The sequence below is a fragment of the Collinsella sp. CLA-ER-H4 genome, from assembly GCF_040092395.1.
GTDB lineage: Bacteria > Actinomycetota > Coriobacteriia > Coriobacteriales > Coriobacteriaceae > Collinsella.
In genome coordinates, this window is sequence record NZ_JBBNLQ010000004.1 from 21,689 (window position 1) to 34,044 (window position 12,356).

Below are 12,356 nucleotides of genomic sequence, written 5' to 3' on the forward strand. Positions count from 1 at the left end.
TTCAAGTTGAACTTAAACGTTACCCATTGTACTCCGTTGCAATAAAGCTGGAAAGGGTTTCCGTGCAGAGGCAAAGACGGCAGCCGTCTATGACGGTATCGCGCATGCCCGCAATCCAACCCCATAAACCCACCATCTTTGGGTACAAATAACCGCAGACAACTGACCGTGCCACGCCAACCACCCAGGAGCGGACACCATCCATGAACCAGATCCTTCTCTTTATCGGCCTCGTCATCATTTTGTGCCTGACCATCAAACCCGTCGGCAAAAAACTCCCCTTCCCCACCTTGCTCATCTTTATCGCGCTCGGCATGCTGTTGGGCGTCAACGGCCCGGCGCACATCGACTTTAGCGACTACGCACTCACCGAAACCGTCTGCAGCACGGCGCTGCTGTTCATCATGTTCTACGGCGGCTTTAACACCAACATCGACCGCGCCAAGCCCGTCGCCATACCTGCAGTGCTGCTGAGCACGCTCGGCGTCGTCATCACTGCCGGCATCACCGGCGTATTCGCCCACTTTGTGCTGGGTTTCGACTGGATCGGCGGCCTGCTGCTGGGATCGGTCGTGGCGTCCACCGACGCGGCCAGCGTCTTTAGCGTTCTGCGCGAGCACAGCCTTTCGCTGAGGGGCGGCACCGACTCGCTGCTCGAGGTCGAATCGGGCTCCAACGACCCCGTCGCCTACATGCTCACCGCTGTGCTCGCTACACTCGCGGCCGGCGGCGACATCAACATTCCCGCACTGCTGGCCAAGCAGATTATCCTGGGCGTGGGCCTGGGCCTTGCCATCGGCTGGGCGGCGGGCCGCCTGATTGAACGCGCGCACGCAACGGCCAAGGACGCGCAGACCATCTTTTTGTTCGCCGTGGCCATCGTCGCCTACGCGCTGCCGAGCTACCTGGGCGGCAACGGCTTTTTGGCTGTATACCTGGCCGGCATTGTGCTGGGTGCCAGCGACATCACCGGCAAAGTCGAGATGGCGCACTTCTTTGACACCCTCACCGAGATGGCAGAGATGACCATCTTCTTTTTGCTGGGCCTGCTCGTTACACCCGCACGCCTGCCGCAAATGCTGCTACCGGGCCTGGCACTCATGGCGTTTATGCTCTTTGCGAGCCGCCCCATCGCCGTAGGCATGCTGCTGGCGCCGTTTAGGACGAACCCTCGCCAGGTTGCACTCGTAAGCTGGGCGGGTCTGCGCGGAGCAGCTTCGGTCGTCTTTAGTCTCTTTGCCGTGGTGGCCGGCGTTCCCGGCGGACACAACCTATTTGACCTGGTGTTTGTGATTGCCGTGTCGAGCATTGTGGTGCAGGGCTCGCTGCTGCCGGCGGTGGCGAAGAAGCTCGATATGATCGATGCGACCGGCGACGTGCGCCGCACCTTTAACGACTACCGCGACGAGGACGGCATGTCGTTTGTAAAGCTCAAGGTGGGCGCTGGACATCCGTTTGCCGGACGCTCGCTCGCGGACATTGGCAGCGCGACGGACATGCTGGTGGTCTTGGTGCTGCGCGACGGTGCGCACCCGGTGCTGCCCAACGGCGATACCGTCATCGAGGAAGGTGACCTGCTGGTGATGGCCGCGCCAACGTTTGAAGAGCGTGCCGAGGTTACGCTGCGCGAGGTCACCGTGACCCCCCACGGTCGCCTGGCCGGCCAGCGTCTTCGCGATGTGCCGCAGGGCAAGCACCCCTTTATCGTGGTGATGCTCAAGCGCGACGGCCAAACGATCATCCCCGATGGCAACACCCTAATATACGCCGGCGACGAAGCCGTCATCGCCACGCTAGCGTCGTAGCAGCCCGTCCCAAATTAGCTGCCCCCATCCCTCTTCAGCTACTAGCTGTCACCCACGGCAAAGTCGCGGAGGTCGAGGCCCTCGCGTTCGGCTCGGGCCAGGAGCTCTTGGGGCGACTCGTCCTCGATATCCACCACGTCGAGCAGGGCGGCGGGAAAGTCCACGCCGGCCGCACTCCCCGCGCGATCGAGCAAGCTCTCGTGCAGCTGACCTACATCGACATTGATTTTAATGCTGCAGCTTCCCACCGGGTAACCGCTGTTGATTAATCGAGCACCATAAATGAGATGCACTAAATCTCAGACAACGCCATAATTAAACATTGACCATCAGGGGGGTTGCGGACAATGGACAAGCTCAATGCCATGACGGAACAAGTCAGAGATTTTTGTGATGCGCGCGATTGGCGCAAATATCACACGCCAAAAGAGCTCGCCATCGGCATGGCAACCGAAGCCTCCGAACTGCTGCAGCTTTTCCGCTTTATGAGCGACGAGCGCATTGCAGAAATGTTCGATAACCCTGATCAGCGCCAAGCCATCGAAGACGAAGTCGCTGACACGCTCCTCTTTCTCCTGCGTTTCGCCGACCTAAACGGAATCGACCTCCCAAAGGCGCTCTCGTCCAAACTCAAACGCAATGGCGAGCGCTATCCCGTCGACACCAGCTCCAGCGAATATAGAAAGGCGGACCACCATGAGTAACGAGTTCGCCCTTCGGCAATACACGCTTCCCCTGCCCCAGCCCTTCGAGACAAGCAAATCGCTGCAAGACTTTGGCACGCCAAAGCCAGGGTCGCACCACGACGAAAGCTGGCCTGTTCTCTACATCCTGACCAACAGCAAAAACAAAACGGCGTACATCGGTCAAACGACCAATTATCGACGCCGCATGAAGCAACACGCCGCAAACGTGGACAAAGACTTCGACCGGACCCTTCTGATTGACAACCCAACCTTCAATCAATCAGCAACATTTGAGTTTGAGAATCGACTTATCGAGCTGTTCTGCGCTGACGAAAAATACCAAGTAACCAACGCCAACAATGGCTATGCCCAGTTCGATTATTTTGAGCGACCTCAGTATCGCCAGAAGTTCAGAGACCTCTGGACGAAGCTTCGCGAAGAGAACTATGCGATCCACCCCATCGAAGAGCTCGAGAACACTGACCTGTTCAAATTCTCGCCCTTTAAAACGCTCACGCCCGATCAATACGAAACGATTGAGGCGATTTACAGGCGGCTCGAGCAAGAGCATGAAGACATTAAACACGGCGGTCCCAAGAAAGAGCGCGTAACCGTCGTGAACGGCGCGCCGGGAACAGGCAAAACAATCCTCGCCATCAGTCTCATGTTCAAAATCAAAAATGAGCCGAACCTTTCCGGTCTGCGGGTCGGCTTCGTGACGCCCATGGAGTCTCTGAGCAAGACGCTCAAAAAACTCACGCACTTCCTCCCCGGGCTAAAGCCCGGCGACATCCTGAGCCCCAGCGATGTCACAAAAAACGATCGGTATGACATCTTGCTTGTCGACGAGGCGCACCGACTGGGAAACTACTTGACCGCCGGCGCCGGCATCGGAGCTTTCTACAACACATGCGAACGACTCAACTTGCCGCGCACGAGTAACCAGGTGGATTGGATTTTCAAATGCTGCGACAAGGCGTATTTGTTCTATGACCCCAAACAGCAAGTCCGCGCATCGGGACTCAACCGAGATGGCCTTGAGCAGCGACTCAACCAACTCGAAGAAGCTGGCATCGAGACCGAAGAATTCAACTTGAGTACCCAAATGCGTGTGCGTGGCGGCGATGAGTACCTCGATTTCGTCTACGACCTGCTTGATAACAAAGCGTACATGCATGCCGGCATGAAGTTTGATGAGCTCTTTGCCTCTCAGCCTTACGACTCGCAAGCCGGCGATCCTGACAGTGATATCCCCAGGTACCAGTTTGGCATAGTCGACCGGTTTGAAGATTTCTGCTCCCTACAGCAGGCCAAAGAAAAAGAAGTTGGGCTGTCCCGTATGACAGCCGGTTTTGCTTGGAAATGGGAAAGCAAGAGCAATAAAGATGCGTTCGATATCGTCATCGAGGGCATTCCCAAACGCTGGAACTCGACCCAGAAGGATTGGGTTAACTCCGCCAACGCCGTCAACGAAGTCGGATGCATTCATACGGTACAAGGCTACGATCTCAACTACGGATTCGTAATTCTGGGTCCCGACATTTACTACGATTCGAACAAAGATGCAGTCTACGTTAACAGAGCGAACTTCAAAGATGCCGTTGCCAAGAAAAAGGCAAGCGACGATGATCTGCAAAAGATTATCGTCAACGCCTACTACGTCCTCATGACGCGCGGCATGCTAGGAACGTATCTCTATGTGTGCGACCCCGCGCTCAAAGAGCACCTTTCACGGTATATCCCGGTGGTATAGACCTAGCGACCGCGCTCCCCCATGTAACCATCCTGTAAATCATAGCGGCGTAGTCGAGTTTTACCGTGATGCGGTCGCGCCTAGCGCTCCACTGTGCTAAAGTATCCCGAACGTTCAAACGACTACGAGGGAGACTAGAAGATGGCACGTGTGCACAACTTCTCAGCTGGCCCGGCCGCGCTGCCTACAAGCGTGCTCGCCGAGATCGCCGACGAGATGATGGACTACCGCGGTTGCGGCATGTCCGTGCTCGAGATGAGCCATCGATCTAGCATGTACCAGCAGATCATCGACGACGCCGAGGCAACCCTGCGCCGCCTGCTGAGCATCCCCGACAACTACCGCGTCCTGTTTTTGCAGGGTGGCGCCACGCTGCAGTTTGCGGGCATCCCCATGAACCTCATGCGCCGCGGCCGCGCCGGCTACGTCGTGACCGGTAACTTTGCCAACAAGGCGTACAAGGAGGCCGCCAAGTACGGCGAGGCCGTGCTGCTCGCGAGCTCCGAGGACACCAATTTCGACCGCATACCCACCATGGCCGACGTCAACGCGCGCATTGCCGCCGAGGCCGCGGGCGACGGGCTCGACTACGTCTACATCTGCCAGAACAACACCATCTTTGGCACCATGTACCACGAGCTGCCCAACTGCGGCGACGTACCGCTGGTCGCCGATGTCTCGAGCTGCTTTTTGTCGCAGCCGCTCGACGTCGAGCGCTACGGACTCATCTACGCCGGCGCGCAGAAAAACGCCGGCGCCGCGGGCGTCACCGTGGTTATCGTGCGCGACGGCCTGATCGCTGACGGCCCGGCCTTTGCGCAGACGCCGCAGTACCTGGACCTTAAGACCCAGGCCGCCAAGGGCTCCATGCTCAACACGCCCAACACCTTTGGCATCTACGTGTGCGGCAAGGTGTTCCGTTGGGTGGAGCAGACCGGCGGACTTGCCGCCATGGTCGAGCGCAACTGGGCCAAGGCCAACCTGCTCTACGACTTGCTCGAGAACAGCAAACTATTCCACGGCACCGCGCAGACAGACAGTCGCTCCATCGCCAACGTCACGTTCCGCACCGGCGACGCCGACCTCGACGCCGCCTTTGTTGCGGGCGCGGCAGAGCACCAGATCCAAAACGTCAAGGGCCATCGCCTCGTCGGCGGCATGCGCGCCAGCGTGTACAACGCAGTCACCATGGAGGACGTACAGGCGCTGGCCACGTACATGAAGGACTTCGAAGCGCAGCATAGTTTGAGTCCGCGATCTAACTAGCCCGCAACACACGGGCCGACCAGCCACTTCAAACCACTTGTTTTAGACAAACCTGCTAAGGAGTTTTCCATGCGCAAGATTAAAACCATCGATGACATTACCAAGGACGGCAAAGTCGAGTTTGGCGAGGGCTACGAATTTGTGAGCACCGCCGAAGAGGCCGACGCGATCCTGATGCGCTCGACCGACCTGCACGGCTACGAGCTGCCCGAGGGCATCCGCGCCATCGCCCGCTGCGGTGCCGGCGTCAACAACATCCCCGTCGAGGAATACGCCAAGAAGGGCGTCGTCGTCTTTAACTCCCCCGGTGCCAACAGCAACGCCGTCAAGGAGCTCGTCCTAGGCATGCTGGTGCTCTCGAGCCGCGGCGTGGTGCAATCGATGAACTGGGTGCGCGACAACGCCGACGACCCCGAGATTCAGGTCGATGCCGAGAAGGCCAAGAAGGCCTTTGTGGGCCGCGAGCTCAAGGGCAAGCGCATCGGCGTCATCGGCCTGGGCAACGTGGGCTCCAAGGTCGCCAACGCCTGCGTCGACCTGGGCATGGACGTTTACGGCTACGACCCGTTCATTTCCGTCGAGCACGCGTGGGTGCTGAGCCGCGAGGTGCAGCGCGTGGGCACGCTCGAGGACCTCTGCCGTGGCTGTGACTACCTCACCGTGCACGTGCCCAGCAAGGCCGACACCATCGGCATGATCAGTACCGAGCAGATCAACCTGCTGGCACCCGACGCCGTGCTCATCAACTACGCACGCGAGACCATCATTGACGAGGACGCCGTCGACGCCGCCCTGCGCGCGGGCAAACTCAGCTGGTTTAGCTGCGACTTTGCCACGCCCAAGACCGTCAAGATGCCCAACACGTTTATCACCACGCACTCGGGCGCCGGCACTGGCGAGGCCGAGGCCAACTGCGCCGATATGGCCATCAGCGAGCTCAAGGATTACCTGGAGAACGGCAACATCGCACATAGCGTCAACTACCCCGCCTGCAGCATGGGCAAGGCGCGCGCCGCAAGCCGCATCGCCTGCCTGCACGCCAACGTGCCCAACATGATCGGCCAGATTACGGCCATTCTCGCCAAGGACAACGCCAACGTGCAGCGTATGACCAACGAGTCCGCTGGCGAGAACGCCTACACCATGTTCGACACCGACGAGCACCTGGACAGCAGCACCATCGAGGCGCTCAAGCAGATTCCGTCGATGTATCGCGTGCGCGTGATCAAGTAGCGCCGGCTGATCTGACGGGCAGTTCCCCATGTGGCCTGCCCGTCACTGACATTGAATGCCCACGGGGGCGCCTTTCGCACGAGAGGCGCCCCCGTTTTTGTGAGCGCTCCATTAAATGCACCGAGCCGCTTCTTGGCATACAATCTGTATGTTGACCTAACTATCTGTGAGGTGCCTATGGTTGATACAGATTTTGCTTGGCGGCTTACGCAAGGGCTCGTGCGGATCGACAGTTCCGACCCAGGTGCGTATGAGGGCGAGATTGAACGCTATATCAAAGTGTTGGTTGAGGAACGGTTAGCGCAGCTGAGCCATCCGGTACTCGATGCCGTGCAGATTGAGGAACTCGAGGTGCTGCCCGGGCGCCGCAACCTTATGGTCACCGTGCCGGGCCAAAGCGACGAGCCACGGCTCGTCTATATCTGCCATATGGATACCGTTACGCTGGGCGACGGCTGGGACGCGGACATTACGCCGCTCGGGGCGGTCGTGCGCGACGGCAAGCTCTACGGCCGCGGTGCCTGCGATATGAAGGGTGGCCTGGCCTGTGCCATTGCCGCACTGGTCCATACGCTCGAGCGCGTGGCGGCGGATGGCGCGCTGCCCCGCCGCGGCTTTTCGCTCATCTGCTCGGTCGACGAGGAAGACTTTATGCGAGGCTCCGAGGCAGCCATCGATGCCGGCTGGGTCGGTTCGCGCGAATGGGTGCTGGACACCGAGCCCACCGACGGACAGATCCAGGTGGCGCACAAGGGGCGTACGTGGTTCGAGATTGAAATGGCTGGCGTGACGGCGCATGCGAGCCAGCCGTGGAAGGGCGCGGATGCCGTCGCCGCCATGGCCGAGGTCGTGTGTTCGCTCCGTCGCGCGTTTGTGGCGCTGCCCGCGCACGATGAGCTGGGGTCTTCGACCATCACGTTTGGCCAAATCGAGGGCGGATATCGCCCCTATGTCGTGCCCGACCGCGCCAAAGTCTGGGTCGACATGCGTCTGACCCCGCCGACCGATACGGCCGCCGCGACGCGCATGGTAGAGCAGGCCATCGCCGTCGCCGAAGCCGCCGTTCCCGGTTGCCATGGCAGCTACACCGTGACGGGCGACCGCCCCGCCATCGAGCGCGACCCGAACTCTCCCCTTCTAGCAGCGCTCAAGCGTGCCGCCGATGACGTGACGGACGCGGACACGACCGTCGGCTTCTTTACCGGCTACACCGACACCGCCGTCATTGCCGGCAAGACAGGTAACCGCAATTGCATGAGCTACGGTCCCGGGTCGCTCGCGCTCGCGCACAAGCCCAACGAATATGTGCCCCACGCCGATATCGTTCGTTGTCAGCAGGTGCTAATCGCGCTCGCCGATAACGTGCTCTGGGACGCGAGCGGCCAAGTTGGGGCATAATAAGCCGCGAACAAACCGACTCGTGCGTTAGGACCGCCCATGAAAGCACTTCCGTTTCCCTGCATCCGCCCGGCTCAGGACCGCGTGCTCGAGGCGCTGCCTGCAATGGGCGGCATTCTGAGTGACGACGAAGCCCTGCGCGGCGCGATTGCCGATGGGCTCATGCTCAAAGATCCGGGTGCGGCATACTACGTGTACGAATGTTCGGGGGAGCCGGGGCGCGTAACAGGTGTCGTGGCGATCTGCCCGGTTAACGTGCTGACGGGTAGCGACGAGGCCGCCGCCAAGAGCGTCGACGCACTCACCGCCGCGCGCGCGATCGCCGAACTTAAGGTGCAGCCGCGCCCCGTGTCGCTCTCCTACGAGGCGTCGCCCGTCATGGACATCATCCTGGGCGCTGCCAAAGAGGGCGCGTCGCTCTACGCCGTCACCGACCCCGCGGGCATTACGCACCGCGCGTGGGAGGTCAAGCGCGAGGAGGCCGTCGGGGCCATCCGCGCCATGCTCGACCAAGCACCGGAGCCGGCACTGGCCGACGACCCCGCCTACGCCGCCGCTCTAACCGGGGCGTCGCAGCTGCTGGCCGATGAGGCCCGTGTCGCCGGAACGTACACCGGCAAGGAGCCGTTCAACTTTACCGTTGCCGTGCTCTTCCCCGCCGCGCAGGTCAGCGGCGCCGCGCCGCAGGTTCCGACAGGTCTGCTCACGCACCAGGTCGCGCGGTTCTAGCAAGACCAGACCGCCCGGCACAAAAATCGGCAGCTCAACAAACAGGGGGCGGAGATGCAGCAGGTACATGCATCTCCGCCCCTTTTGCGTCGAGAAATTAGCCGGCGACCCGTGCCGCCGCGCTCGCGTTATCCGCGCTGCGGACCCGCAGTAGCCACGAGCGGTTCAAGCCCCAGCTCGCGCGCGTAGTCTTCCTGCGTGAAAATCTCAACCAGTTCAAACGTACCGGCCTCGTCGTCAAACACGAAATGCAGCACCGAGCAGTTGCCCGGCACGCGATCGCGCTCGTCAGCCGCCGCACCCCTCACGTGGTCCAAAAACTCCTTGATAGCCGAGCCATGGCTTACCGCGAGCACGCACGTATGGTCCGGACGCTGCATAAGCTCGGTCAACGTCGCCACCATGCGCTCGCGCACCTGGATCTGGCCCTCGCCGCCAAATTGACGATAGAAATCACGCCACGGGCGCTCGGGCATAAGCATCACGCGCTCGGCTTCAAAGTCGCCAAAGAACCACTCACGCAGGCCGTCCAGGCGCTCGTACGCCAAGCCCGGCCACAAGTTGGCGATAGTCTGCTCGGTGCGATGAAGCGTAGAGGTGTAGGCATGATCGGGCTCAATGCCGCGCGCACGTAAAAACATGCCGGCGCGCGCCGCCTGGTCGCAACCCAACTGCGTGAGCGGCGAGTCACTCCAACCCTGAATGATGCGCTTAAGGTTGAATATTGTCTGCCCATGACGAACCAGATACAGGTCTTTATTCATAGGGGTCCTTTCGTTCGTTACCAATCAAGGAGCGAAAACGCCCCGTCGCAATAGCCAAAATGAAGCACGGCTCCGTTGTCGGGTAGCTCTCCCCTGCCAGTCACATACTCAAGAAACTCCTGGCAGGCTGAGCCGTGGGAAACCGCCAGCACGCAGTCGTGCTGCGGCCTGGCCATGATGCGCGACAGCACCGCGACCATACGCAACTGGAGCTGCACTTCCGACTCGCCGCCAAACGCGACCGGATAATCACCCCAGGGCTGCGGCGGCATATCGCGATTTGATGTACCCTCCAGCGAGCCCAAATGCCACTCGCGTAGATCATCGACCAGCTCTATCGAGCGGCCCTCACCAGCAATTAGCTCAGCCGTACGCCGCGCCCGGCCCAACGGGGAGGAATACACACGGTCAAAGGTCACGCCACGCGCCTCAAACGCCGCGCGCGTCGCCAGCGCCTGCTCGCGCCCGCGCGCCGTAAGTGGCGAATCATGCCCACCTTGCAAAATATTCTGCACATTGAGCTCAGTCTGCCCATGCCGCACCAAATACAAATCTGCCACACGCCCTCCTCTCGCGCCACCGCAAAGGGGACAGGCACCTTTGTGGCGGTTCACCGTCTGATCACGCCGCGGTGACGCTCAGCTACACCAGTACGTCGGCAAGCGGGCGCTTGGGTACGTGGTGCACCTGCGCCTCGTCGCGCCAGTAATTAATTGAGCCGTCGGGGTTGGAATCGATCGCATCGATCACCTGCGTCTCGGCCGGAACGCCAAACGCCATGATCAGCTTGAGCTCATACTTGTCGCTATCGAGCCCCATGGCATCGATCGCGTGGGGCGTAAAGGCCTTGAACATGCAGGCTGACACCTCGGGCGTGGCGCTGCGGGCGGCGAGCATCATCGTCTGCGCGGCAATGCCCGTGTCGACATCGGTAATGGGAGCGGCGGGCTTGCCCGGAACGGCGCGCTCGGCAAGAATCGCGATGTAGCCGGTCGGGCGCTCACCCTCGGCAGGACCCGGCCAGTCCTTAAGCGCGCCGGCCCATGCAAGCTCGTCAAACACGCGAGCGCAGTCCTCTGCACCGCTTACCACATGAAAACGCAGACGCTGAGCATTGGCGCCGCAGGGAGCCAGGTGCGCCAGTTCCGCCAGCTCGAGCAAAAACTCGCACGGCACGCGCATGGACTCGTCAAAACGGCGGCACGTACGGGCACGACGGACCAGCGCATCAAACGCTTCCAAGCCGAGCTTTTCGCAACCCTGCTTTGCCATCGACTCCGCGCTCGACGGCGACGCGGGAACTGTTTCGTTCATAGGGACCCCCAATTTCGGGCAATTGTTCTTAGGAGAATCTAACCTAAAACCTAGGCAATTACATACAGCGGCGTAATGTTCTACAATTGTTGATTAATCCTCACTGGAGCGGGAACAAAAGTAACAATTCGGGAATGTGGGGCGGCAATTCGTCCTTCCCGCCCCATGCATCGGCGCCCTTGGGCGATACTTGTTGCAGCACTTTTGGCGTACGCCGCACGGAGAGCAATGAACGCGACGTGCACCGCACGGAAAGGAGACATTATGGGCATCTTTAAGAATGATGACCAAAAATCGAGCCAGTTTGGATTTGACGAGAAAAGCATGGCAGGCAAGGCCGTCAAGGCCGTGCGCTGGATTTACGCCATCACGGGCGTCTTGGCGCTCGTCGCCGGCATCGCACTGCTGTTTGCGCCTGCCAAGTCCTCGTCTTCCTAACGACCGTCTTGGGCTTCTACTTTGTGATCACGGCCGCGATCAGGCTGTTTACCGCTGTTTTCGAGCCACTGCTGCCCACCGGCTGGCGCGTGACGAGCACCATCTCCAACCTACTCATTATCTTGGGCGGCGTCATAATCCTGCGCAACCAGGCCTTCTCGACCGCGACGCTCACCACGATGGTGGTTATCGTGGCCGGCTTTGGCTGGATCGTCGAAGGTGTCATGTCCATTCTGGAGTCCGAGCTTTCGTCCAACCGTGCCCTCGCCATCCTGAGCGGCGCGCTCTCCATCATCGCCGGCATGTTCGTGTTTATCTATCCGCTGTGGTCGGCCAAGATGCTCGTCATCTTTAGCGGCGCCGCACTGCTGGTGTTTGGCGTAACGCTGATTGTTCGCGCTATTCAATTTGGCAAACTGGTGCACTAGATGCCGCGAACGCTCTTTATTGATGCAGACGCCTGCCCGGTCACGCGCGAGTCGATTGACTGCGCGCGGCGGGCGGGCGTTGCCGTCGTTATCGCCGGCAACAGCACACAGAACCTGGAACGCCACATTCGCCGCAACGATCCGCGCGACGTCGAGCATGCGCGACGCGGATTTTGGGTCACGACGCTCGATGTGAGCGTGGGCGCCGACAGCGCCGACTTTGCCATTGTCGAACGCCTGCAGGCGGGCGACGTAGTCGTGACGCAGGACATTGGCTTGGCGAGCATGGTGCTCGGGCGCGATGCCGCCGTCATCGGCGTGCGCGGGCGCGTCTACGATAAGGCGACCATCGACATGCAACTGTTTATTCGCCACGAGGAAAAGAAGGTGCGCCGCGCCGGCGGTCGCACTCGCGGTCCGGCGGCATTTACCAGCGAAGACCGGGCCCGCTTTAAGCGCAACCTCACCGAGCTGCTGCGCTAACCAAGGTAGATTTTCGGGACATGCCCGGAAATCTACCTTTTTGTTTTGAGCGGTGTGAG

Annotated in this window: 14 protein-coding genes; 10 read left to right on the top strand and 4 right to left on the bottom strand. The window is 60.5% G+C overall.

All coding sequences use genetic code 11. From position 1 onward, the window contains the following. Positions 1 to 203: 203 nt before the first annotated feature. Positions 204 to 1,805 (top strand): potassium/proton antiporter, encoded by a 1,602-nt coding sequence (locus tag AAAX34_RS04360; RefSeq protein ID WP_349110116.1) that lies wholly within the window; start codon positions 204 to 206, stop codon positions 1,803 to 1,805. 41 nt (positions 1,806 to 1,846) lie between these two features. Here AAAX34_RS04360 and AAAX34_RS04365 read toward each other — a convergent pair whose 3' ends face one another. Continuing rightward, positions 1,847 to 2,053 (bottom strand): hypothetical protein, encoded by a 207-nt coding sequence (locus AAAX34_RS04365; RefSeq protein ID WP_192934449.1) that lies wholly within the window; start codon positions 2,051 to 2,053, stop codon positions 1,847 to 1,849. 99 nt (positions 2,054 to 2,152) lie between these two features. Here AAAX34_RS04365 and AAAX34_RS04370 point away from each other — a divergent pair, with 99 nt between their 5' ends. From AAAX34_RS04370 to AAAX34_RS04395, 6 genes are all read left to right on the top strand, one after another. Next, a complete protein-coding gene (locus AAAX34_RS04370; RefSeq protein ID WP_215673928.1) occupies positions 2,153 to 2,509 on the top strand; it encodes a nucleotide pyrophosphohydrolase in 357 nt (118 codons plus the stop codon). Beyond that, positions 2,502 to 4,244 carry a DNA/RNA helicase domain-containing protein gene (locus AAAX34_RS04375; RefSeq protein WP_349110119.1) on the top strand — a complete coding sequence of 581 codons (1,743 nt, stop codon included), beginning with the start codon at positions 2,502 to 2,504 and terminating at the stop codon, positions 4,242 to 4,244. Before AAAX34_RS04370 ends, AAAX34_RS04375 begins: the two co-directional genes overlap by 8 nt. A 141-nt stretch (positions 4,245 to 4,385) precedes the next feature. Continuing rightward, positions 4,386 to 5,510, top strand: a complete 1,125-nt coding sequence (gene serC / locus AAAX34_RS04380; protein ID WP_349110121.1) for a 3-phosphoserine/phosphohydroxythreonine transaminase — start codon at positions 4,386 to 4,388, stop codon at positions 5,508 to 5,510. A gap of 69 nt (positions 5,511 to 5,579) precedes the next feature. Further along, the gene (locus AAAX34_RS04385; RefSeq protein WP_118259326.1) at positions 5,580 to 6,743 is read left to right on the top strand and encodes a phosphoglycerate dehydrogenase; all 1,164 of its coding nucleotides are present in this window, start codon (positions 5,580 to 5,582) and stop codon (positions 6,741 to 6,743) included. A gap of 177 nt (positions 6,744 to 6,920) precedes the next feature. Further along, a complete protein-coding gene (locus AAAX34_RS04390; RefSeq protein ID WP_349110123.1) occupies positions 6,921 to 8,141 on the top strand; it encodes a M20 family metallopeptidase in 1,221 nt (406 codons plus the stop codon). A 39-nt stretch (positions 8,142 to 8,180) separates the two neighbouring features. Then, positions 8,181 to 8,870, top strand: a complete 690-nt coding sequence (locus tag AAAX34_RS04395) for a DUF1015 family protein (protein ID WP_349110125.1) — start codon at positions 8,181 to 8,183, stop codon at positions 8,868 to 8,870. Between the two features lie 128 nt (positions 8,871 to 8,998). On the opposite strand, the gene AAAX34_RS04400 is transcribed toward AAAX34_RS04395, so the two are convergent. The 3 genes from AAAX34_RS04400 to AAAX34_RS04410 form a co-directional block, all read right to left on the bottom strand. Next, positions 8,999 to 9,634, bottom strand: a complete 636-nt coding sequence (locus AAAX34_RS04400) for a histidine phosphatase family protein (protein ID WP_195192211.1) — start codon at positions 9,632 to 9,634, stop codon at positions 8,999 to 9,001. Positions 9,635 to 9,651: 17 nt separating this feature from the next. Continuing rightward, entirely contained in the window at positions 9,652 to 10,194 is a 543-nt protein-coding gene (locus AAAX34_RS04405) for a histidine phosphatase family protein (RefSeq protein WP_349110127.1), read from the bottom strand. An 82-nt stretch (positions 10,195 to 10,276) separates the two neighbouring features. Further along, positions 10,277 to 10,948 carry a nitroreductase family protein gene (locus AAAX34_RS04410; RefSeq protein WP_349110128.1) on the bottom strand — a complete coding sequence of 224 codons (672 nt, stop codon included), beginning with the start codon at positions 10,946 to 10,948 and terminating at the stop codon, positions 10,277 to 10,279. Between the two features lie 264 nt (positions 10,949 to 11,212). On the opposite strand from AAAX34_RS04410, the gene AAAX34_RS04415 reads away from it, so the two are divergent. From AAAX34_RS04415 to AAAX34_RS04425, 3 genes are read left to right on the top strand one after another with little or no spacing between them, the layout of a single operon-like run. Beyond that, positions 11,213 to 11,386 (top strand): hypothetical protein, encoded by a 174-nt coding sequence (locus AAAX34_RS04415; protein ID WP_349110130.1) that lies wholly within the window; start codon positions 11,213 to 11,215, stop codon positions 11,384 to 11,386. 8 nt (positions 11,387 to 11,394) lie between these two features. After that, entirely contained in the window at positions 11,395 to 11,814 is a 420-nt protein-coding gene (locus AAAX34_RS04420; protein ID WP_349110132.1) for a DUF308 domain-containing protein, read from the top strand. After that, positions 11,815 to 12,297 (top strand): DUF188 domain-containing protein, encoded by a 483-nt coding sequence (locus AAAX34_RS04425; RefSeq protein WP_349110134.1) that lies wholly within the window; start codon positions 11,815 to 11,817, stop codon positions 12,295 to 12,297. The last annotated feature ends 59 nt before the right edge of the window (positions 12,298 to 12,356 follow it).

Excerpts from the sequence above, each read along its gene's own strand:
- AAAX34_RS04360 (WP_349110116.1), top strand. The coding sequence starts at position 204 with ATGAACCAGATCCTTCTCTTTATCGGCCTCGTCATCATTTTGTGCCTG.
- AAAX34_RS04370 (WP_215673928.1), top strand. The coding sequence starts at position 2,153 with ATGGACAAGCTCAATGCCATGACGGAACAAGTCAGAGATTTTTGTGAT.
- AAAX34_RS04375 (WP_349110119.1), top strand. The coding sequence starts at position 2,502 with ATGAGTAACGAGTTCGCCCTTCGGCAATACACGCTTCCCCTGCCCCAG.
- serC (WP_349110121.1), top strand. The coding sequence starts at position 4,386 with ATGGCACGTGTGCACAACTTCTCAGCTGGCCCGGCCGCGCTGCCTACA.
- AAAX34_RS04385 (WP_118259326.1), top strand. The coding sequence starts at position 5,580 with ATGCGCAAGATTAAAACCATCGATGACATTACCAAGGACGGCAAAGTC.
- AAAX34_RS04390 (WP_349110123.1), top strand. The coding sequence starts at position 6,921 with ATGGTTGATACAGATTTTGCTTGGCGGCTTACGCAAGGGCTCGTGCGG.
- AAAX34_RS04395 (WP_349110125.1), top strand. The coding sequence starts at position 8,181 with ATGAAAGCACTTCCGTTTCCCTGCATCCGCCCGGCTCAGGACCGCGTG.
- AAAX34_RS04400 (WP_195192211.1), bottom strand. The coding sequence starts at position 9,634 with ATGAATAAAGACCTGTATCTGGTTCGTCATGGGCAGACAATATTCAAC.
- AAAX34_RS04410 (WP_349110128.1), bottom strand. The coding sequence starts at position 10,948 with ATGAACGAAACAGTTCCCGCGTCGCCGTCGAGCGCGGAGTCGATGGCA.
- AAAX34_RS04415 (WP_349110130.1), top strand. The coding sequence starts at position 11,213 with ATGGGCATCTTTAAGAATGATGACCAAAAATCGAGCCAGTTTGGATTT.
- AAAX34_RS04425 (WP_349110134.1), top strand. The coding sequence starts at position 11,815 with ATGCCGCGAACGCTCTTTATTGATGCAGACGCCTGCCCGGTCACGCGC.